The 18,693-nt window shown below is 62.5% G+C and carries 21 protein-coding genes; 12 read left to right on the top strand and 9 right to left on the bottom strand.

What is annotated here, in order from left to right:
- Positions 1–25: 25 nt before the first annotated feature.
- From ureC to JHL16_RS27405, 7 genes are read right to left on the bottom strand one after another with little or no spacing between them, the layout of a single operon-like run.
- The gene (gene ureC, locus JHL16_RS27380) at positions 26–1,738 is read right to left on the bottom strand and encodes an urease subunit alpha (RefSeq protein ID WP_200188067.1); all 1,713 of its coding nucleotides are present in this window, start codon (positions 1,736–1,738) and stop codon (positions 26–28) included.
- Positions 1,738–2,043: an urease subunit beta gene (locus JHL16_RS27385; protein ID WP_200188068.1), complete on the bottom strand. Its 306-nt coding sequence runs from the start codon at positions 2,041–2,043 to the stop codon at positions 1,738–1,740. Before JHL16_RS27385 ends, ureC begins: the two co-directional genes overlap by 1 nt.
- A gap of 14 nt (positions 2,044–2,057) precedes the next feature.
- On the bottom strand, positions 2,058–2,360 hold the full coding sequence (locus JHL16_RS27390) for an urease subunit gamma (RefSeq protein ID WP_200188069.1): 303 nt from the start codon (positions 2,358–2,360) through the stop codon (positions 2,058–2,060).
- 17 nt (positions 2,361–2,377) lie between these two features.
- Positions 2,378–3,208, bottom strand: a complete 831-nt coding sequence (locus tag JHL16_RS27395) for an urease accessory protein UreD (RefSeq protein WP_210346096.1) — start codon at positions 3,206–3,208, stop codon at positions 2,378–2,380.
- Positions 3,209–3,251: 43 nt separating this feature from the next.
- Positions 3,252–3,674: a GNAT family acetyltransferase gene (locus JHL16_RS35095; RefSeq protein ID WP_348647287.1), complete on the bottom strand. Its 423-nt coding sequence runs from the start codon at positions 3,672–3,674 to the stop codon at positions 3,252–3,254.
- On the bottom strand, positions 3,671–5,086 hold the full coding sequence (locus JHL16_RS35100; protein WP_246771183.1) for an FAD-binding oxidoreductase: 1,416 nt from the start codon (positions 5,084–5,086) through the stop codon (positions 3,671–3,673). Before JHL16_RS35100 ends, JHL16_RS35095 begins: the two co-directional genes overlap by 4 nt.
- On the bottom strand, positions 5,083–6,018 hold the full coding sequence (locus JHL16_RS27405; protein ID WP_200189556.1) for an L-threonylcarbamoyladenylate synthase: 936 nt from the start codon (positions 6,016–6,018) through the stop codon (positions 5,083–5,085). Before JHL16_RS27405 ends, JHL16_RS35100 begins: the two co-directional genes overlap by 4 nt.
- 249 nt (positions 6,019–6,267) lie before the next feature.
- On the opposite strand from JHL16_RS27405, the gene JHL16_RS27410 reads away from it, so the two are divergent.
- From JHL16_RS27410 to JHL16_RS27425, 4 genes are read left to right on the top strand one after another with little or no spacing between them, the layout of a single operon-like run.
- On the top strand, positions 6,268–7,242 hold the full coding sequence (locus JHL16_RS27410) for a histone deacetylase family protein (protein ID WP_200188072.1): 975 nt from the start codon (positions 6,268–6,270) through the stop codon (positions 7,240–7,242).
- Positions 7,226–7,480, top strand: a complete 255-nt coding sequence (locus JHL16_RS27415) for an exodeoxyribonuclease VII small subunit (protein WP_200188073.1) — start codon at positions 7,226–7,228, stop codon at positions 7,478–7,480. The genes JHL16_RS27410 and JHL16_RS27415 overlap by 17 nt, the downstream gene beginning before the upstream one ends.
- A complete protein-coding gene (locus tag JHL16_RS27420; RefSeq protein ID WP_348647288.1) occupies positions 7,477–8,214 on the top strand; it encodes a TlyA family RNA methyltransferase in 738 nt (245 codons plus the stop codon). Before JHL16_RS27415 ends, JHL16_RS27420 begins: the two co-directional genes overlap by 4 nt.
- The gene (locus JHL16_RS27425; protein WP_200188074.1) at positions 8,211–9,242 is read left to right on the top strand and encodes a class I SAM-dependent methyltransferase; all 1,032 of its coding nucleotides are present in this window, start codon (positions 8,211–8,213) and stop codon (positions 9,240–9,242) included. The genes JHL16_RS27420 and JHL16_RS27425 overlap by 4 nt, the downstream gene beginning before the upstream one ends.
- Here JHL16_RS27425 and JHL16_RS27430 read toward each other — a convergent pair.
- Entirely contained in the window at positions 9,239–10,261 is a 1,023-nt protein-coding gene (locus JHL16_RS27430; RefSeq protein ID WP_200188075.1) for a helix-turn-helix domain-containing protein, read from the bottom strand. The genes JHL16_RS27425 and JHL16_RS27430 overlap by 4 nt on opposite strands.
- A gap of 167 nt (positions 10,262–10,428) precedes the next feature.
- Here JHL16_RS27430 and JHL16_RS27435 point away from each other — a divergent pair, with 167 nt between their 5' ends.
- Positions 10,429–11,628 (top strand): tetratricopeptide repeat protein, encoded by a 1,200-nt coding sequence (locus tag JHL16_RS27435; protein ID WP_200188076.1) that lies wholly within the window; start codon positions 10,429–10,431, stop codon positions 11,626–11,628.
- 127 nt (positions 11,629–11,755) lie between these two features.
- Here JHL16_RS27435 and JHL16_RS27440 read toward each other — a convergent pair whose 3' ends face one another.
- A complete protein-coding gene (locus tag JHL16_RS27440; RefSeq protein ID WP_200188077.1) occupies positions 11,756–12,328 on the bottom strand; it encodes a biotin transporter BioY in 573 nt (190 codons plus the stop codon).
- 91 nt (positions 12,329–12,419) lie between these two features.
- Between JHL16_RS27440 and JHL16_RS27445 the strand changes: the two genes are divergently transcribed.
- From JHL16_RS27445 to JHL16_RS27475, 7 genes are all read left to right on the top strand, one after another.
- Positions 12,420–13,322, top strand: coding sequence for an MBL fold metallo-hydrolase (locus tag JHL16_RS27445; RefSeq protein WP_200188078.1), 903 nt, complete (start codon positions 12,420–12,422; stop codon positions 13,320–13,322).
- Positions 13,323–13,417: 95 nt separating this feature from the next.
- Complete coding sequence (gene fabI / locus JHL16_RS27450) at positions 13,418–14,242, top strand: enoyl-ACP reductase FabI (RefSeq protein ID WP_200188079.1); 825 nt, start codon at positions 13,418–13,420, stop codon at positions 14,240–14,242.
- The gene (locus JHL16_RS27455; protein ID WP_200188080.1) at positions 14,235–14,867 is read left to right on the top strand and encodes a histidine phosphatase family protein; all 633 of its coding nucleotides are present in this window, start codon (positions 14,235–14,237) and stop codon (positions 14,865–14,867) included. Before fabI ends, JHL16_RS27455 begins: the two co-directional genes overlap by 8 nt.
- 91 nt (positions 14,868–14,958) lie before the next feature.
- Positions 14,959–16,050, top strand: coding sequence for a chorismate synthase (gene aroC / locus JHL16_RS27460; protein ID WP_200188081.1), 1,092 nt, complete (start codon positions 14,959–14,961; stop codon positions 16,048–16,050).
- Positions 16,051–16,334: 284 nt separating this feature from the next.
- A complete protein-coding gene (locus tag JHL16_RS27465; protein ID WP_200188082.1) occupies positions 16,335–17,240 on the top strand; it encodes a hypothetical protein in 906 nt (301 codons plus the stop codon).
- A 108-nt stretch (positions 17,241–17,348) separates the two neighbouring features.
- Complete coding sequence (locus JHL16_RS27470) at positions 17,349–17,726, top strand: rhodanese-like domain-containing protein (RefSeq protein ID WP_200188083.1); 378 nt, start codon at positions 17,349–17,351, stop codon at positions 17,724–17,726.
- A 69-nt stretch (positions 17,727–17,795) separates the two neighbouring features.
- On the top strand, positions 17,796–18,689 hold the full coding sequence (locus JHL16_RS27475) for an alpha/beta fold hydrolase (protein WP_200188084.1): 894 nt from the start codon (positions 17,796–17,798) through the stop codon (positions 18,687–18,689).
- Positions 18,690–18,693 lie beyond the last annotated feature (4 nt).

The following is an 18,693-nucleotide window of genomic DNA, read 5'->3' on the forward strand; positions in this document are numbered from 1 at the left end:
CTTTGAACTTCCTGCGCCCGCATGATCAGAACAGGAAATAACGCTGCGCCATCGGCAGCTGATGCGCCGGTTCGCAGGTCAATAATTCACCGTCGGCACGCACTTCATAGGTCTCCGGATCGACCTCGATAATAGGCGTCGCCGCATTGTGGATCATCGAGGCCTTACCCAAACCACTCCTCGTATTGTCGACGGGTATCAACGATTTGCCGAGTCCATAACGCTCGCCGATTCCGGCAGCGAATGCCGCTTTCGAGACGAAACTCACCGCGCTCTTGTTCACCGCTCTGCCCAGAGCAGCGAACATCGGGCGATAGCTGACCGGTTGCGGCGTCGGTATCGAGGCGTTGGGATCACCCATGGGGGCGGCGGCAATCATGCCGCCGATCAGCACCATATCCGGCTTCACGCCAAAGAAGGCCGGCGACCACAAGACAAGATCGGCACGTTTGCCGGGCTCGATCGACCCGACATGCTGCGAGACGCCTTGCGCGATGGCGGGATTGATCGTGTATTTAGCGATATAGCGCTTCACTCGGACATTGTCGTTGTCGCCGGTTTCCTCCGTGAGGCGGCCGCGCTGGGCCCGCATCTTATGTGCCGTCTGCCAGGTGCGGATGATGACCTCGCCGACCCGGCCCATCGCCTGGCTGTCGGATGAAATGATCGAGAAGGCGCCGATGTCGTGAAGTATGTCCTCGGCGGCGATGGTTTCCTTGCGGATCCGGCTTTCGGCGAAAGCGATATCCTCGGCAATCCGCGGATCGAGATGGTGGCAGACCATCAGCATGTCGAGATGCTCGGCCACGGTATTGACCGTATAGGGACGCGTCGGGTTGGTCGATGAGGGAATGATGTTGGCAAGGCCGCAGAGCTTGATGATGTCCGGCGCGTGACCACCGCCCGCGCCTTCCGTGTGAAAGGCGTGCAAGGTGCGGCCCTTGAAGGCAGCGATCGTATCCTCGACAAAACCCGATTCATTGAGCGTGTCGGTATGGATCATCACCTGCACGTCGTGATCATCGGCGACGCTCAGGCAGCAATCTATCGCCGCAGGCGTGGTTCCCCAGTCCTCGTGCAGCTTGAGCGCACAGGCGCCGGCCACGATCATCTCGACGAGCGCCTTCGGCAAGGAGGCATTTCCCTTGGCGGAGAAGCCGATATTCATCGGCAGATCATCGACCGCCTGGAACATGCGCTCGATATGCCAGGGGCCGGGCGTGCAGGTTGTCGCCAAAGTCCCATGCGCCGGACCGGTGCCACCGCCCATCATGGTGGTGATACCGGACATCAACCCTTCCTCGACCTGCTGCGGACAGATGAAGTGAATATGCGCATCGACGCCGCCGGCAGTCAGGATGCGCCCCTCACCGGCGATCGCCTCCGTCCCCGGCCCGATGATGATGTCGACACCGGGCTGCGTGTCGGGATTTCCAGCCTTGCCTATCCTGGTGATGCGGCCGTCTTTCAAACCGACATCGGCTTTCACGATGCCCCAATGATCGATGATCAGTGCATTGGTGATCACGGTATCGACCGCGCCTTCACTGCGCGCCAGCTGGCTCTGTCCCATGCCGTCGCGAATGACCTTGCCGCCGCCGAACTTCACCTCCTCGCCATAGAAGGTGAAATCCTTTTCGACCTCGATGATGAGATCCGTGTCGGCGAGGCGCACCCGGTCGCCCGTGGTCGGTCCGAACATCTGGGCGTAGGCGGCTCTCGACAATTTCGCCGGCATCAGAGCGCTCCCATGATCTTCTGACGGAAGCCGAATATGCGGCGCGCTCCGGCGATCGGGATCAACGTTACTTCGCGCGTCTGGCCGGGCTCGAAGCGGGTCGCCGTGCCGGCTGGAATGTCGAGACGCCGGCCGCGTGCCTTGTCGCGCTCGAAGATCAGACCGGGATTGGCTTCATGGAAATGATAATGCGAACCGACCTGGATCGGGCGATCGCCGCTATTGGCGACCAGAAGCCTCACGACATCGGCGCCGGTATTGAGCTCGATGTCGCCGGTGGCGGTGAATACTTCGCCGGGAATCATTCCTGCCCCCAACGCTAGCGGATCGGCTGATGAACGGTCACCAGCTTAGTGCCGTCCGGAAAGGTCGCCTCGACCTGCACATCTGCAATCATGTCGGCAACACCGTCCATCACCTGCGTGCGGCTGACGATATGAGCGCCTGCTTCCATCAGTTCGGCGACGCTGCGGCCGTCGCGGGCGCCTTCCACGACGAAGTCGGTGACGAGCGCAATCGCCTCGGGATGATTGAGCTTCACTCCGCGCTCGAGACGGCGGCGCGCCACGGAGGCCGCCATCGAAATCAAAAGCTTGTCTTTCTCGCGTGGCGTCAGATGCATGTCCGCCTCTTTTGTAGTCAGGCAGCCCAAACTTTCGGCAACGCGTTTTCACCAGACAGCACTTCAGCCAAGGGAATAAGCATCTTCCGGAGGTCGTGGGCCTCATTCGCCGTCAACCTAGCAAGAAGCTTGCCAGCAAAGGCGGAGCTCGCGAGGTCGGGAAATCTTTCACGCACATGATCCAGGTGACGCTCTGCATCGGGCGCCACGAGCGCGACAGTCGCCAAGGCGCGATGGCCCTTCGCCACTGCGCGACGCTGCAGTTGGTCCTCCATGTCGTTGCCTGCGAAACTGACGGCATCGGCGAAAACCAGGCGTCCGTCGCGGCGAATCGTCCAGCGATCCCTCAGACTGACGCGCCGGACGGTCTCACCCATGGCGGCGCGACCGAACACCAGGGCCTCGACGATGAGCAGGCTGGCATCTGAGGCGAGATCGGCCTCCACGCTCCGTTCCAGCGCGCAGCCGTCGAACAGGATCGTCTCCTGCGGGATCCAGCTCACCCGGGCCCCTTTATCGACGTCGATCTTGACCGACAAACGCGCCGGCTCGCCGTCGCGTGATCGATAGATGCGCTCGCAAGCCTGGCTGGTGCAGATGAGCTTCACGCCCTCGCCGGCGCGAAAACTCCAGGATAGCCGGTCGCCACCGGTCAATCCGCCGGCGGTGTTGATCAAGACCGCTTCGCAAGCCCTGCTCTCTGGTGATGCAGGGAAGCGGATCTTCGCCGCGCCCGATTGATAGAGCCTGTCGATGACCGATCCGCGGTCGGTATGTTTGACCGCGAGCCTGCCTTCGGCGTCGACGCGTTGAAGTCTTGGAGATGTTAAGCTTGAAAGAAGTTCCACCAATGGCGAACTTAGCCCAGACCCGGGAATTGGCAAGCTGCGATCAGGGTCGATCGAGGTCGCGCTTGCCCATCACGACGACATCGCGCATGTCGTAGCCAAGCGCTGCATAAAAATCACGCACTTGCACATTCTCGCTGCGGATCATCAGATTGACCGACCAGATGCCGCGCTCCTTGAGCCAGGACTCACCGGCCTCCACCGTTGCCCTGCCCAAACCCTTGCCCTGATGCGATGGCGCGACCGAAAGATAATAATACCAGCCGCGGTGACCGTCATGGCCGACCAGAACGGAGGAGACGACATCGCCGCCGTCAACTCCGACGAGTATGTCGGAAGCCTCCTTGCCGCGGGCGAAGTCGATATCGCGCCGTGCATCATTCCACGGCCGCACCAGGCCGCAAGCGGTCCACAAGGCGACAACCTTCTCGATGTCACCGTCTTCGATCGGCCGGAAGGATGTCACTGCGGCAGCACCTTGTTGGGATTGAGGATGCCCTTGGGATCGAACAGCTTCTTGACGCCGCGCATCATCTGCAATTCGATCGGCGATTTGATCCTGCTCATCATGTCGCGCTTCAGCCGGCCGATGCCGTGCTCGGCACTGATCGAGCCACCATGCTTCAGCACGACATCGAAGACGACCTCGTTCATCGCGTTCCATTGGGCGAGGAATGCCTGCTTGTCCATGCCGACCGGCTGGCTCACATTGAAATGCAGATTGCCGTCGCCGATATGGCCGAAAGGCATAGGCCGCGCCCCGGGCATGAAACGATGGACCGCCGCGAGCCCTGCTTCGACAAAGGCCGGGAGCTCGGAGATCGGCACCGATATGTCGTGCTTGATCGAGCCGCCTTCGCGCTTCTGCACTTCGACGATGGCCTGGCGGATGAACCAGAGGTCCTTGCGCTGCGCCTCCGACTGGGCGATCGTCGCATCCTTCACGATCCCCTGCTCCGCTGCCTCGCCGAGGATCTCCGTCAGCAGGCTCGCGAGCTCGCCCGAGCCCGACAGCTCGATCAGTACATACCAGGGCGCTGCGTCCGCGAAAGGATCGCGCACCGCGAAGTGCTTGATGGTGAACTCGAGGCCGTTGCGCGGAAAGAGCTCGAGGGCGGTCACGCGCCCGCTGCTCCTCTGCCGGGCCAGCGCCAGGAGATCGAGCGCCGCCTTGACTGAAGGCAGCGCCACGAAAGCCGTGGCGTGATCGCTCGGCAACGGGAACAACTTCATCACCGCGCCGGTAATCACGCCCAGCGTGCCTTCGGCGCCGATGAAGAGGTTTTTCAGATCGTAGCCGGTATTGTCCTTGCGCAAGCCTCTGAGGCCATTCCAGACGCGCCCGTCGGCCAGTACGACCTCGAGCCCGAGGCAGAGATCGCGGGTGTTGCCATAAGCGAGAACGCCCAAGCCCCCGGCATTGGTCGAGAGATTGCCGCCGATGCGGCAAGAGCCTTCCGATTCGAGACTCAAAGGGAAGAAGCGCCCAGCCTTCTCGGCCTCATCCTGCACCGTCTTGAGCGTTACGCCCGCGTCGACGGTGATGCTGTGATTCAGCGGGTCGACATTGCGGACGCTCGTCATGCGGTCGAGCGACAGCAGCACCTCATCGCCGGTCTCGAAAGGAATCTGACCGCCGACGAGACCGGTATTGCCACTTTGCGGCACGATCGCGGTTTCGGTTTCACCGGCGATCGCCAGTATCCTGGAGACCTCCGCGGTCGAAGCGGGCCTCAGAACCAGAGGCGACTTGCCGATCCAGATCTCACGCCATTCCGTCATATAGGCGGTCATCGCCGCCGGATCGGTGATGGCATATTTGTCGCCGACCACAGCGGCGAGACGGGCCAGCGTTTGCGGGGAAGGTTTGGTCGTCATTCACTTTCCTCGGGGCGAGGGGCAGCGGCGCGCCTCAGACGATCATTGATCGCCTCGCCCAGCCCTTTGTGGGGAATGGGTGCCACCGCGATGGCGGCGACGCCGCTGGCGTCGATCTCATGCAGAAGCCGGAAAAGATTGGCCGCCGCTTCGACCAGATCACCCACCGGCGAAAGATTGTAGGGACTGTCAGAGACCCTTCCGAAAGCGAGATAGGCTTCGCCTTCCCGCGGTGCGGTAGCCTCGAGGCGAATGACCGCTTTCGGTGCATAATGGCTTTCGAGCTGACCCGGTGCTGAGGGCTTCTTCGCATCGCCGCCCGAGATGAGCGCATGACCCAGCACGCGCTCGATCTCCTCGCGCGCCAACCCGCCGGGGCGGAGCAGGCTCGGCGATCCGTCGAGGAAACCGACAATGGTCGATTCGAGCCCGATCGCCGACGGGCCCCCGTCGAGGATGACACTGACCTTGTCCCCGAGGCCCGCTTTCACATGCGCGGCCGTCGTCGGGCTGATGCGGCCTGACGGATTGGCGCTCGGCGCCACCACCGGCCGGCGCACCGCCTTCAACAGATCCTGCGCCAGAGGATGTTTCGGCACCCGGATGGCCAGGCTCGGAAGACCGGCGGACGCCAGAAGCGAAACCGGACAGCCCTGGCGGCGCGGAACGACCAGGGTCAGCGGCCCTGGCCAGAACAATTTTGCGAGTTCGCTCGCCTTGGGGCCAAACTCCCCCAGCGCCGCGGCCTCCTCCAGCGACGGCACATGCACGATGAGCGGATTGAAGGCCGGCCGGCCCTTGGCGGCGAAGACCTGGGCCACCGCCCTGTCCTGCGTCGCATCGGCGCCGAGGCCGTAGACGGTCTCGGTCGGAAAGGCGACCAGCTTGCCTGCGATCAGGGCCTCGGCGGCCAAAGTGACGGATTGGGTCAGAGGAGCTTCCCGGTTGCAATTTGGGGAGGGTCTCTATAGCAGCTTAGACAGGATGACGTCACTCAAAGGTCGCACCCTTTTCATCGCCGGGGCCTCGCGCGGCAGCGGCCTCACCTGCTCCCCCGATTCCACCGGGCATTTCCTCATCGACGAGGACGTGCTTAGCTCCCCTGGCGTGACCGACCTCGATCGTTACAATTATTCCCGCTCGATTGACCTCCAGCCCGATTTATTCGTAAGCCAAGCACCATGACGACCCTGCTGCTCCACCATCATTCGAGCCTCTCGCATGAGAACCCGCCAGGGCACCCTGAGCGCGTCGATCGTATCAAGGCCATCAACCAGATCCTCTCGCATGCGCATTTCAAACCCTTGCGGCGCAAGCAGGCACCCATCGCGCGCGATGAAGACATCATGCGGGCGCATCCTGACGGCTATCTGAACCTGATCCGCGAGACGGCGCCCCATGAAGGTTTTGCCCAGATCGACATGGACACTTTCATGTCGCCGGGCACGCTCGACGCCGCTTTGCGGGGCGCGGGTGCGGCGGTCGCCGCCGTTGACGCCGTCTTCTCAGGCGAGGCGGACAACGCCTTCTGCGCCATGCGCCCGCCCGGCCATCATGCCGAGGCACGCCGCGCCATGGGCTTCTGTCTTTTCAATAATGCCGCGATCGCAGCGCTCTATGCGCGTGCCCGTTATGACGCCGAACGCGTCGCCGTCGTCGATTTCGATGTCCATCACGGCAATGGCACGCAGGATATCTTCTGGTCGGACGGCGACCTCTTCTATGGATCGACACATCAGATGCCGCTCTATCCCGGCACGGGGGCCACTTCCGAAACCGGTGTCGGCAACATCTTCAATGCCCCCCTGCATGACGGCGACGGTGGACCGCAATTCCGTTCCGCCATGGCTAATGCGATCCTGCCGGCGCTCGATGCTTTCGGCCCTGATCTCGTTATCATCTCCGCCGGCTTCGACGCCCATCGCGAGGATCCCTTGGGCGGCCTCAACCTGACCGAGGAGGACTTCGTCTGGGCCACGCTCAATCTCATGGAGATCGCCGACAAACATGCCGACGGCCGCGTTGTATCGGTCCTCGAGGGCGGCTATGACATACGCGCGCTGGCCGCTTCGGTCGCCGTGCATGTCCAGGCGCTGATCCGGGGCAGCGGCGAGCGGACACTGTTTGACCATGAGGACGATGAAGATGGCGACTGAGAAGACCCCGATCGCGGGCATGAATTTCGAGACGGCGCTGGCCGAGCTTGAGGATATCGTCGAGAAGCTCGAATCCGGCAAAGTCGATCTCGAAGCCTCGATCGCCATTTATGAGCGCGGCGAAGCGCTCAAGAAGCACTGCGAGAAACTGCTGAAGGATGCCGAGGCGCGCATCGAGAAGATCACGCTCAAGGCGGATGGCACGCCTTCCGGCACGGAACCTCTGGACGCGGGGTGAGCCGCGAGCGGCTCGACGAAGCACTGGTCGCGCGCGGGCTCTATCCGACGCGCTCGCGGGCCCGCGATGCGGTGAAGCGGGGCACCGTCAAGGTCGACGGCATCACCGCCACCAAACCGGCCCAGCCGATCGCTGCGGAAGCGGTGCTCAGCATCGCCGACGAGGCGCGCACCTATGTGGCGCGCTCGGCGCTCAAGCTCAAACATGCGCTCGCCCACTTCGAGCTATCGCCTGAGGGTCTCAATTGTCTCGATATCGGCGCCTCGACCGGCGGTTTTACCGAAGTACTGCTGGAAAGTGGCGCCGCGCATGTCACCGCCATCGATGTCGGCCATGACCAGTTTGCGGCCGGCCTGCGTGCCGAGCCCCGCATCACGCTGTGGGAGGGGCTGAATGCGCGCGATCTGACCCGGGATCACCTGAGGACGCCTTTGCGCTTCATCGTCTGCGATGTGAGTTTCATTTCGCTCAAGCTCGCCCTGCCGGCCGCCCTCGATCTCGCCGAAACCGGCGCTCGGCTCATCGCCCTGATCAAGCCGCAATTCGAAGCCGGCCGGGAGGCGCTCGGCAAGGACGGTATCGTCAAAAGCGAGACGCTGCGTCAGCAGATTTGCGACGATATCGCGTCTTGGCTAAATGGGCGGGGATGGGGTCCAATAGGCCTGACGCCGTCACCCCTCAAGGGCGGCAGCGGCAATACCGAATATCTCGTCGCGGCGGAGAAGACTGCATGACTCCCTTCGATAATCTCGCTTATGCCGGCAAACAGGGCGCCCGCATCGCCTGGTATATGGGCCATTATTTCGCCGCGCGCCGCTTCCGCGAAAGCAAGCCGGCGGAAGAACGCAAGTCGAGCGGCAAAGGGCCCGGGCGCAATTACATCTTCGCGCAAATGGGCGAGCTCTTCGCGCGCGATCTTGCCAATGTGGCCAAGGGCTATTATCCGACGCCGCGCGATCACGACGGAACCTTCCGCGACATCATCGCGGCGAGCCGCCGTTACTTCGCCGACCTGCCGCAGGCGGCCGACCGCAAGGCGCAAGGCCAAAGTGCTGAAGTCTATTCACCGGAACTCGCCGAGAAGTTCCCAGCCTACTTCCTGCAGAATTTCCACTTCCAAACCGGGGGCTACCTGACCGAGGAATCGGCCAGGCTCTATGACATGCAGGTCGAGGTGCTGTTCTCAGGCACCGCCAACGCCATGCGCCGGCAATGCCTCGCACCCATCGCGCAGTATCTGCGCCACAAGGATCAGCGCCGGATGGCGCTGCTCGACGTCGCCTGCGGCACGGGACGTTTCGTCCGCTTTGCCAAAGAGGCGTTTCCGCGCCTCGCCGTGACCGGCAGCGACCTGTCGGAAGCCTATCTCGATGAGGCGCGCAATCATGCGCGGCCCTTCAAGATCGACTTCAAGCCCGGTCCCGCCGAGGCGCTCCCCTTCGCCGATCAGTCCTTCGACATCGTCACCTCGATTTATCTCTTCCACGAAGTGCCGCCGGTGATCCGCCGCCAGATCGCCAAGGAATTCGCCCGCGTGCTCAAGCCCGGCGGACTGCTCGTCTTCATGGACTCTCTGCAGACCGGTGACACGCCGAAGATCGACGCGATGCTCGAAGCTTTTCCGGCGAATTTCCACGAGCCCTATTATCCCTCGTATTTGCGCGAGGATCTGGGTTCGATCTTCAGCGAAGCGGGATTCACGGACATAACTGCCGAGCCGGTTTTCCTGTCGAAGCTCGTTACGGCAATGAAAGCTGACTAGACTCTCGCGCTCCTCTCGCGCCAGGCCATGGGGCTCACTCCCGTCACACGGCGGAATTCGCGGTTGAAGTTGGACTTGGTCTGGAAGCCCGCCTCGAACATCACCGCCGTCACCGCATGATCGGTTTCCTGGAGCAAACGGCAGGCCTCGCGGATGCGGTGGTCGTTCACATATTGCGAGACATTGAGTCCTGTAAGCCGGTTGATGGCGCCGGAAATGCGCCGGGCCGGGATACCGGCGCGGCGTGCGAGACGCGACAGATTGAGATTCTCGTCACGGAACAAGGACTGCGTCAGCATGAGGCTGTCGATGCGCGCCAGGACATCACGATCCTCGGCACTTGCCGGCGCGGGTGGCGGCTCGGGGGCGACTTTGCCTTCGGCCTCAGGCTGGTTGCGCCCGGCAACCGTGGCGGCGAGCCCGAGGAGCAGAAGTCCCAGCACATTGGCGCTGCTGACCATGGCCGCGACATTGGCGCCCTTGGTCCATTCGAAGTCGAGCAACACGATGAAATCGAACAGCGCCGAAGCACAGAGCGCCAGCGCGGCGATTTGGAGGGCGCGGAAGGTCGGCAAGGCGCCCTCGAAACGTGCCTCATCCAGCGCGTCGGGCCCGGTGCGGCCGAGGCTCAGGACCGCGAAAGCGTATGACACATAGAGGACGATGAGCGCCGCGTCGATCAGCCAGGGAATGGTCAGGATCAATAGGAGGATGACCAAAGGGGGCGCCAGGTAGGCGAGCGCGCTCAGCCCGCCGCGCGGATGATCGTCATGGATCAGGGTGCGGAAGCTCGCATAGACGAGCGGCGGCAGAAGGCCTGCGGCGATCGGCAGGATAAAACGGACTTCCGACAGGCCGTAACCCCAGCGCAGGCCCACCAGCACAGACTGCACGGCGCAGAGCGCGATAAGCGCCAGGAAGGGCCGGTTGGCCCTGATCTCGTCATTGCGGCGCACCAGGGCGGCGAAGAGCAGCACCAGGAGGAGGGCTACGACAAAAGACACAGGCACGAAGAGCACGAGATACCCCTGAAAAGCCGGCACAATGGCCCAAATCGCGACCAGCTACGACCTCAAACATGTTCGAGGACACGAAACAAGGCCTTCGGAAACCGAGGTTAAGTTGACCGTTCAGGCGTCAGGAGGCAAAAAGGCGTGACATGGGGCAATCACCATCCTGACGCATCATGGCTGAAGCGCAGACGACGAACGGCAGCGGCCGTCTCAACAGCTGGAAGGAAATCGCGGCTTTCTTCGGCCGCGACGAGCGCACGGTCAAACGCTGGGAACATCAGCGCGGCCTGCCGGTGCGCCGTATCCCGGGCGGCGGACGCAGTCCGGTCTATGCCTATCGGCATGATCTCGAAGCGTGGCTGCGCCACGAAGCGAAAGCGGCGCAGGCAGCGAGTTCGGCTTCACCGCAGACAAAAGATCTTTATCTGAACGGCGTCTATCTCTGGCAGAAACGGACGCCGGCGAGCCTGCGCAAGGCGGTTGAAATCTTCCAGCATGTCATTGCGCTCGATCCCAAGGACGCGCGGGCCCATGCCGGGCTCGCGACCGCCTATGACCTTCTCGTCGAGCAGGACGTGCTGCCGCCGGAACAAGGCTTTCCGCTCGCCAAAGCGGCGGCCGAACGCGCCATCGCACTCGATGCGCGCCTCGCCCAGGCGCAGAGCGTGCTTGCCGACATCGAATTCTTCTGGCTGCGCCAGACCGAGGACGGCTTGCGGCGCTTCGCGCTCGCCTGCGAGCTCGATCCCCGATCGGCGCAGGCGCTGCACTGGCATGCCGAAGCGCTGCTCTATGCCGGTCGTCCGCACGACGCCCTGGTCGAGATCGTCAAAGCGCAGGCGCTCGATCCACAGTCACGCTCCATTCTCACGGCCAAAGCGCTCATCCTCTTCCGGGCCGGCCGTGCCGCGGAAGCCGAAAGCTTGCTCGAGCAGTTGATCGCCAACGAGCCCGACTATCCGCCACCCTATTGGGGCCTCATCTTCATCGCCCTCGCGCGTGACGACAACGAGCGCTATCTCGCGCTGTCGCAACGCTTGTTCGAGGTGAAGGGCTTCGGCGCCGGAAACGCCATCATTGCCGCCGGACGGAAAGGATTGGCGATAGACGGGCGCGCCGGCATGGCGGAAGCGATGCTCACCACGGCCGAGCCCCATTACGCCTCAGGCGCCGTCACCGCTTATTACATGGCGCATATCCACGGGCTCAGGAACGACTGGCGAAACGCAGCGCGGTTCCTGAAGCAGTCGCTCGCCAAGGGCGAAGATTCAGTGGTCGATTACAGCGTCGATCCGGCCTTCCGGACCGTTCAGGCTAATCGCGATTTCCAGGATCAGCTGGCAGCGACGGCTTTGCCTGTCTGCAGGGAATAACAGGGGAACCGCGATAAATCTGCAGCGGAATTGCAGCGGAATTTGCAGCGGATTAACAGCGGATCTACAGGGATCTGCAGGGAATATCGAAATGGGGCGCGGAGACGGTTCCGCGCCCCAGGCTGTTTCAGCGCTTGGAGAGGAAGCTCCAGGCGGTCGGGAAAGCCACCGCCGCCAGGCCCGCCTTCAGCATGTCGCCCCACAGGAAGGGATAGAGGCCGAGCTCGAGCACCTTGTCGAAACCGGTAAAGGCATAGCCGAGCCAGAGAAGGCCGGGAATATAGAGCACGGCGGCGCCGAGCATCATCACGCCGAACATGCTGAGCACGCGGCGGTCATAGCCCCGTTCGGCAAACCAGCCGACCACGGCGGCGGCGAGCACGAAGCCGACGAGATAGCCGCCGGTCGGTCCCAGAAGAACCGGCATACCGGCGCGGAACTCGGCGAAGACCGGCAGGCCGGCCAGACCTTCGATCAGATAGAGCGTCACCGCGGCCGCGCCGAGGCGGAAGCCGAAGGCCGCGCCGACGGCCAGGATGGCGAAAGTCTGCATCGTCACCGGCACCAGCGGCAGGTGGATGGTGATCTGCGCGCAAATCGCGATGAAGAGGCTACCCAGCACCACGAGGAGCGCCTGCTTCGTCCATGAACCCGATACCGGCCAGACCCGGCTTGCCAGTGTTGTCGTCGATGTGGTCATCTATGCCCTCGTTTGTTGACTATTTAACCCCGTGAACGCGCTGCAAAATATAGAGCCGGCGCGTTTCGCTCACAACTGGTCTTTCGGCCCGATGGTATCCCTTAGTTTCGACCGCGATTTCAACATAGAATCTGGCCCGGCCATGGAGCTGTCGCCACTCGTCCGGCGCGTCCTGGCCGACAATCCGGGGCCTTTCACCTTCAAGGGCACGGCAAGCTTCATCGTCGGGCGCGGCGAGGTGGCGATCATCGATCCGGGCCCGGACAGCGACCAGCATCTGGCGGCGCTGCTTGCCGCCATCCGCGGCGAGACCGTCAGCCACATATTGGTGACGCACAGCCATCTCGACCATTCGCCCTTGGCGCGCCGCCTCCAGGCGGCGACCGGCGCGGCGCTGGTCGGCTATGGCGCCGTCACTCGTCCCGAATCATCCGATTCCGGCCTGCCCCGGCTCGATGCCAGCATCGATGCCGATTTTGACCCCGATATCAGATTGCGGCATGGCGAGGCGGTCACCGGCAAAGGCTGGACCCTCGAGGGTGTGTTCACGCCAGGGCATATGTCGAACCATATGAGCTATGCGCTGGCCGAGGAAAAAACGCTGTTCTGCGGTGACCATGTCATGGCCTGGGCGACCAGCGTGATCGCGCCGCCCGACGGCAATATGGGCCAGTATTTCGCCTCGCTGCGGCTGCTGCTGGACCGTGACGATGCCCTCTATCATCCGGCCCACGGGCCGTCGCGGGCCGAACCGAAATCGCTGGTGCGGGCCTATCTGGTACACCGGAAGATGCGCGAGGACGCCATATTGGCGAGGCTCAAAGCCGGTGACCGGAGCATCGCCGAGATCGTCAAGGCCAATTATGCCGACATCGATCCCCGCCTCCATGCCGCCGCCGGGCTTTCGACACTCGCCCATATCGAGCATCTGATCGAGCGCGGGCTGGTCCGCCAGGACCCGCAAGGGCCACTCACACAATATTTCGCAACATAAATTGTATGTCTTTAAAGGTGGACCTCTGAAAACATCTGTGCCAGAAACGCGCCGCCGGGGCAACCTCGGCCCTTCTCGCGCAATCAAGGCGAATCATGAGTGAATTCAAAGGCTTAATGGCCGGCAAGCGCGGCCTCATCATGGGTGTGGCCAATAACCGGTCGATCGGCTGGGGCATCGCCCAGGCCTGCGCGCGTCATGGCGCCGAACTCGCCTTCACCTATCAGGGCGACGCGCTCAAGAAGCGGGTCGAGCCGCTCGCCGCCGGCATCGGCTCAAAGCTCGTGCTGCCCTGCGACGTGACCGACATGGCTTCCATCGACCAGACTTTCGCCACCATAGGCAAAGAATGGGGTGAGCTCGATTTCGTCGTCCATGCCATCGCCTTCTCCGACAAGGACGAGCTCACCGGCCGTTATGTCGACACGACGGCCGACAACTTCACCAAGACGCTGTTCATTTCCTGCTACAGCTTCACCGCCATTGCGCAGCGGGCCGAGAAGCTGATGAGCAAAGGCGGTTCCCTCCTCACCCTCACCTATTACGGGGCGGAGAAATGGATGCCGCATTACAATGTGATGGGTGTGGCCAAGGCGGCGCTCGAGGCTTCGGTGCGCTACATGGCGGCCGATCTCGGCCCCAAGAATATTCGCGTCAATGCCATCTCCGCCGGCCCGATCAAGACGCTCGCCGCCTCAGGCATCGGCGACTTCCGCTACATCCTCAAATGGAACGAATACAACTCGCCGCTCCGGCGCACCGTGACCATCGACGAGGTCGGCGATTCGGGTCTCTATCTTCTGTCCGAACTCGGCCGCGGCGTCACCGGCGAGATCATGCATGTCGATGCCGGCTACCACATTGTCGGCATGAAGAATCCCGAAGCTCCCGACATCACGGTCGCGCAAAACGGTGATTGAGCCCAATCCGCCGATCTACTTCATCCGCCACGGCGAAACCGACTGGAATCTCGAAGGCCGCATCCAGGGCCAGATCGACATTCCGCTCAACGACACCGGCCACCAGCAGGCGGTCGCCATTTCGCGCGGCCTGAAGAACTTCCTCGGCAAGACGAAGGTCGACCTCTTCGTGACGAGCCCGCTGACGCGCACGCGCCAGACGATGGGCTATCTGGCGCGCGAATTCGACCTCCCCGCCAGCAAGGCGGAAATCGAACCGGCGATGCTCGAGCTCGCTTTCGGCATCTGGGAAGGCCATTATTTCAAGGACCTCAAGACCAGCGCGAACTATCCAAAAGATCTGACCGAGCGCTTCCGCTGGCGCCCGCCGGACGGCGAAAGCTATGAAGAAGGCCTCGAGCGGGTCAAGCAATGGATCGGCCGGCTCGACGGGCCCACGGTCATCGTCGCGCATGGCGCCATCGGGCGCTGCCTCATCGGCCTCGTCTCCAGCCTCAAACCCGCCGAGATGGTAAAGATGCCGACGCCGCAGGGTCACTTCTGCCGGCTCCAGGATGGGCGCATCGACTGGTTCGACAGTTCCGGCCATCCGGCGAGCGACACGGCGACCGGCAGCGGTATTTGACGTCGTCGCCGTCGCGCCAGATTAATATTTGGGCAAATCCTTGTCGCCAAAGTCTTCAACTTTGGCGGAACTTGCTCTAATCAGTTGCCTCATGTCTTATAACAGCTTCGGCCATATGTTCCGGATGACGACCTTTGGTGAAAGCCATGGGCCGGCGCTCGGCTGCGTGGTCGATGGCTGTCCACCCGGCATTCAGCTCACCGCAGCGGAAATCCAGGCCTATCTCGACAAGCGCAAGCCGGGCCAGTCGCGCTTCACGACGCAACGGCGCGAGCCGGACGAGGTCAAGATCCTTTCCGGTGTCTTCGAGGACGAACGCACCGGCGGACAGGTCACCACCGGCACGCCGATCGCGCTCGTGATCGAGAATGTCGACCAACGCTCCAAGGACTATTCGGCGATCCGCGACAAATTCCGCCCGGGCCATGCCGATTTCACCTATTTCGCCAAATATGGCGTGCGGGACTATCGCGGCGGCGGGCGTTCCTCGGCGCGCGAAACGGCAGCCCGGGTGGCCGCCGGCGCCATCGCCCGCAAGATCATCCCGAATGTGACCGTGCGCGGCGCGCTCATCCAGATCGGCCCGCACAAGATCGACCGTACCCATTGGAACTGGGACGAGGTCGACCGCAATCCCTTCTTCACACCCGATGCAGCGGCCGTGCAGCCGTGGTCGGCCTATCTCGACGAGGTGCGCAAGGCGGGCTCCTCAGCCGGGGCCATCGTCGAGGTGGTGGCGACCGGTGTGCCTCCGGGCTGGGGTGCGCCGCTTTACGGCAAGCTCGACCAGGATATCGCCGCCGCGATGATGAGCATCAATGCGGTGAAGGGCGTCGAGATCGGCGCCGGCTTCGCCGCCGCCCTGCTCGCGGGTGAGGAAAATGCCGATGAGATGCGCATGCGCCACGGCAAGGCTGAGTTCAGCACCAATCACGCAGGCGGCATTTTGGGCGGCATCTCGACCGGCCAGGAGATCGTGGTGCGCTTCGCCGTCAAGCCGACCTCATCGATCCTGTCACCGCGCAAGACGGTGACGGCCACGGGCGAGAACACCGATATCGTGACCACCGGCCGCCACGACCCCTGCGTCGGCATCCGCGCCGTGCCGGTGGGCGAAGCCATGCTCGCCATCGTCCTGGCCGACCATTTCCTCCGGCATCGCGGGCAGACCGGCGCGCAATAGACCGGTCGCCGACGCGAACAGACTCCAGCTTATGGACTCCGCCTCAAGCTTTCCTCAAACATTCCCGGGACTCTCGGCGCTTGACCTTGTCTCGAGTGAACTGTTCTGATGCTTATCGCGAATTTTTTCTCCCTAATGCAACCATCTGTTGCCATTTCACAACACGCCGGACAAAACTGACGGCCACCCCTCCCTTCGTCATTGATGACGCATGATGCCGTCAGTACTTTCCCGCCCAGAGTGCGCGATTCAGCGGGGGAATGATGACCAGGACAATCAGACTGATGGCCAGTGCGGCGACCGTAGCGCTGTTCCTCATGGCGACACCGGCCGCTCAGGCTGCCGATCTCGAAGATCCCGGCTGCAGCCTGTCCGGCTCGGTCATGGCCGGCATCATGTTCGACTGGCAGGAGCTGGACTTCAATGGCGAAGATCAGGTCGACGTCGACTGGACGACGCCGTTCGGCGAAGGCGCCGCTCTCGCGACCTGCGGCGGCCTCAACATTCAGGCTGATATCGCCTATTACGGACATTCAGGTGATTACGAGTTCGATTTCGGCAACCAGAACAATGTCGACCGCGGCGCCTCTCATATCGGCGGCGCATTGTTCTACCGGGATCCGCTGAGCTGGGCCGCGGGCGTGCAGGCATCATGGATCTCGCAGAACATATCGGGCATCGACATCGATGTGTTTCGTATCGGCCTGTTCGGCGAGCTATATCTCGGAGAGAGCTTCACGCTCGGCGGCAATGCCGCCTATCACAACAGCGATTCCAGTTCGAACTTCGACATTGAGCAATCCGGCTTCGAGCTCGCCGCATATGGGCGGTTCTACGCCACGCCTGATGTGAGCCTGATGCTGCGTGGAGATGTCCTCTTCGCGGATACCGAATCTTTCGGCGATGATGGGGATCTCAACGGCTACGCCATTTCGGGCGAAGCTGAATATCTCGTCTGGGATCAGGGACTTTCGCTGTTTGCGGGCGCACGTTATGCCGAACGCAATCACGACCTCGACTTCGACAATGATTTCCACTTCGACAGCCAGGAGACGCAGGTCTTCGGCGGCATCAAGTTCTACTTCGGCCGTGACGGCACATTGGTGGAGCGCCAGCGCACGGCTCCTGTCGATAATACCAGCGTGTTCGAGGAGAAGCTCCCCAATACACTCTTCGACTTCCCGAGCTGAGCATTTATCCTCATCCTCATCCGTACCGCTACGAAAGAGGATGACGGCGGGTCATGTCTTTGTCACTATCCCTCGACGAGAGGGCGACCCTTAACAGGAGAGAGAGCAATGTCCACTTCCGTGAAGCAGCTGATGGCCGCCGCCAACGAGGCCGTGCCGAAAATCAGCGCCGATGACGCGCGCAAGCTCATGGCCAAGGATGCACTCGTCGTCGATGTGCGCGACGGCACCGAAGTCGCCAAGACCGGCAAGCTCAAGGGCGCCGTCCACGTATCGCGCGGCATGATCGAATTCCGCGCCGATGCCGACACGCCCTATCATGATCCGCAGTTCCGCAAGGACCGGCCAGTCATTCTCTATTGCGCCTCGGGCGGCCGCTCGGCGCTCGCCGGCAAGGTACTGAAGGATATGGGCTACACAAATGTCCATAATCTCGGCGGCTTCAAGGATGCCGCCGATGCCGGGCTCGAGGTCGAGCCGGCTTAGTCGGGAACCGCCTCTCTCTTGATATGTTGTCTCGGAGGCGGGCATGGTTGCCCGCCTCCGAGAGGTTCGATGTTCGACGGTTTCGACAGCGCGGAAATTCGTACAAGGGATACCTCTATCTTCGTGCGCCGATCGGGGAGCGGTCCACCGCTTCTTCTCCTGCATGGCTTTCCGCAAACTCATCTGATGTGGCGCGAGGTGGCGCCCGTGCTTGCCCGGCACTTCACCGTCGTCTGCGCCGACCTCAGAGGGTACGGGCGAAGCGGCTGCCCGGCTTCGGGTCCCGATCACGCTTCTTACTCAAAGCGGACCATGGCACGCGACATGATCGCGGTCATGGAGACGCTGGGCTTCCGAAAGTTTTTCGTCGCCGGCCATGATCGGGGCGGGCGCGTCGCCTATCGGATGGCGCTCGACCATCCAGATCATATAGTCAAAGCGGCAGTACTTGACGTCATCCCCACGAGTGAAGCCTGGCATCGCGCCGATGCGGATTTCACCCTCGGCTTCTGGCCATGGTCTCTATTGGCCCAGTCCGAACCGCTGCCGGAGCAAATTCTGACCAGCGCCGCCGCCGCGATCATCGACAATGCACTCGACAACTGGGGCTCGGCGTCCACGACGTTCCCTTCCGACATTCGCTCAGCCTATGCCGATGTTCTGCGCGATCCGGATCATGCGCATGCGATCTGCGAGGAATATCGCGCCGCCGCCACCCTCGACCGTGACCATGATGAAGGCGACCGGAAGGTTGGACGGCGCATCGTCTGTCCAGTCCTGGTCTTGTGGAGCGGCAAAGGGCCACTCGACAGCTGGTACAAGGAAGACGGTGGACCGATTGGAATCTGGAGGAAATGGGCGGTGAATATTCAGGGCGAGGCGCTTGCTGGCGGTCACTTCTTTCCGGAGGAACTGCCTGATCAGACGGCCGGGCTGCTCTCCAGGTTCTTCACCGACACGTAATCAT

Origin of the sequence: Taklimakanibacter albus, assembly GCF_016595235.1 — a bacterium.
GTDB classification, from domain to species: Bacteria; Pseudomonadota; Alphaproteobacteria; order Rhizobiales; family Aestuariivirgaceae; genus Taklimakanibacter; species Taklimakanibacter albus.

What these genes read in the sequence shown, in the direction of transcription:
- ureC (WP_200188067.1), bottom strand. Translation starts at nt 1,738, where the DNA reads ATGCCGGCGAAATTGTCGAGAGCCGCCTACGCCCAGATGTTCGGACCG.
- JHL16_RS27385 (WP_200188068.1), bottom strand. Translation starts at nt 2,043, where the DNA reads ATGATTCCCGGCGAAGTATTCACCGCCACCGGCGACATCGAGCTCAAT.
- JHL16_RS27390 (WP_200188069.1), bottom strand. Translation starts at nt 2,360, where the DNA reads ATGCATCTGACGCCACGCGAGAAAGACAAGCTTTTGATTTCGATGGCG.
- JHL16_RS35100 (WP_246771183.1), bottom strand. Translation starts at nt 5,086, where the DNA reads ATGACGACCAAACCTTCCCCGCAAACGCTGGCCCGTCTCGCCGCTGTG.
- JHL16_RS27410 (WP_200188072.1), top strand. Translation starts at nt 6,268, where the DNA reads ATGACGACCCTGCTGCTCCACCATCATTCGAGCCTCTCGCATGAGAAC.
- JHL16_RS27415 (WP_200188073.1), top strand. Translation starts at nt 7,226, where the DNA reads ATGAAGATGGCGACTGAGAAGACCCCGATCGCGGGCATGAATTTCGAG.
- JHL16_RS27425 (WP_200188074.1), top strand. Translation starts at nt 8,211, where the DNA reads ATGACTCCCTTCGATAATCTCGCTTATGCCGGCAAACAGGGCGCCCGC.
- JHL16_RS27435 (WP_200188076.1), top strand. Translation starts at nt 10,429, where the DNA reads ATGGCTGAAGCGCAGACGACGAACGGCAGCGGCCGTCTCAACAGCTGG.
- JHL16_RS27440 (WP_200188077.1), bottom strand. Translation starts at nt 12,328, where the DNA reads ATGACCACATCGACGACAACACTGGCAAGCCGGGTCTGGCCGGTATCG.
- JHL16_RS27445 (WP_200188078.1), top strand. Translation starts at nt 12,420, where the DNA reads ATGGTATCCCTTAGTTTCGACCGCGATTTCAACATAGAATCTGGCCCG.
- fabI (WP_200188079.1), top strand. Translation starts at nt 13,418, where the DNA reads ATGAGTGAATTCAAAGGCTTAATGGCCGGCAAGCGCGGCCTCATCATG.
- aroC (WP_200188081.1), top strand. Translation starts at nt 14,959, where the DNA reads ATGTCTTATAACAGCTTCGGCCATATGTTCCGGATGACGACCTTTGGT.
- JHL16_RS27465 (WP_200188082.1), top strand. Translation starts at nt 16,335, where the DNA reads ATGGCCAGTGCGGCGACCGTAGCGCTGTTCCTCATGGCGACACCGGCC.
- JHL16_RS27470 (WP_200188083.1), top strand. Translation starts at nt 17,349, where the DNA reads ATGTCCACTTCCGTGAAGCAGCTGATGGCCGCCGCCAACGAGGCCGTG.
- JHL16_RS27475 (WP_200188084.1), top strand. Translation starts at nt 17,796, where the DNA reads ATGTTCGACGGTTTCGACAGCGCGGAAATTCGTACAAGGGATACCTCT.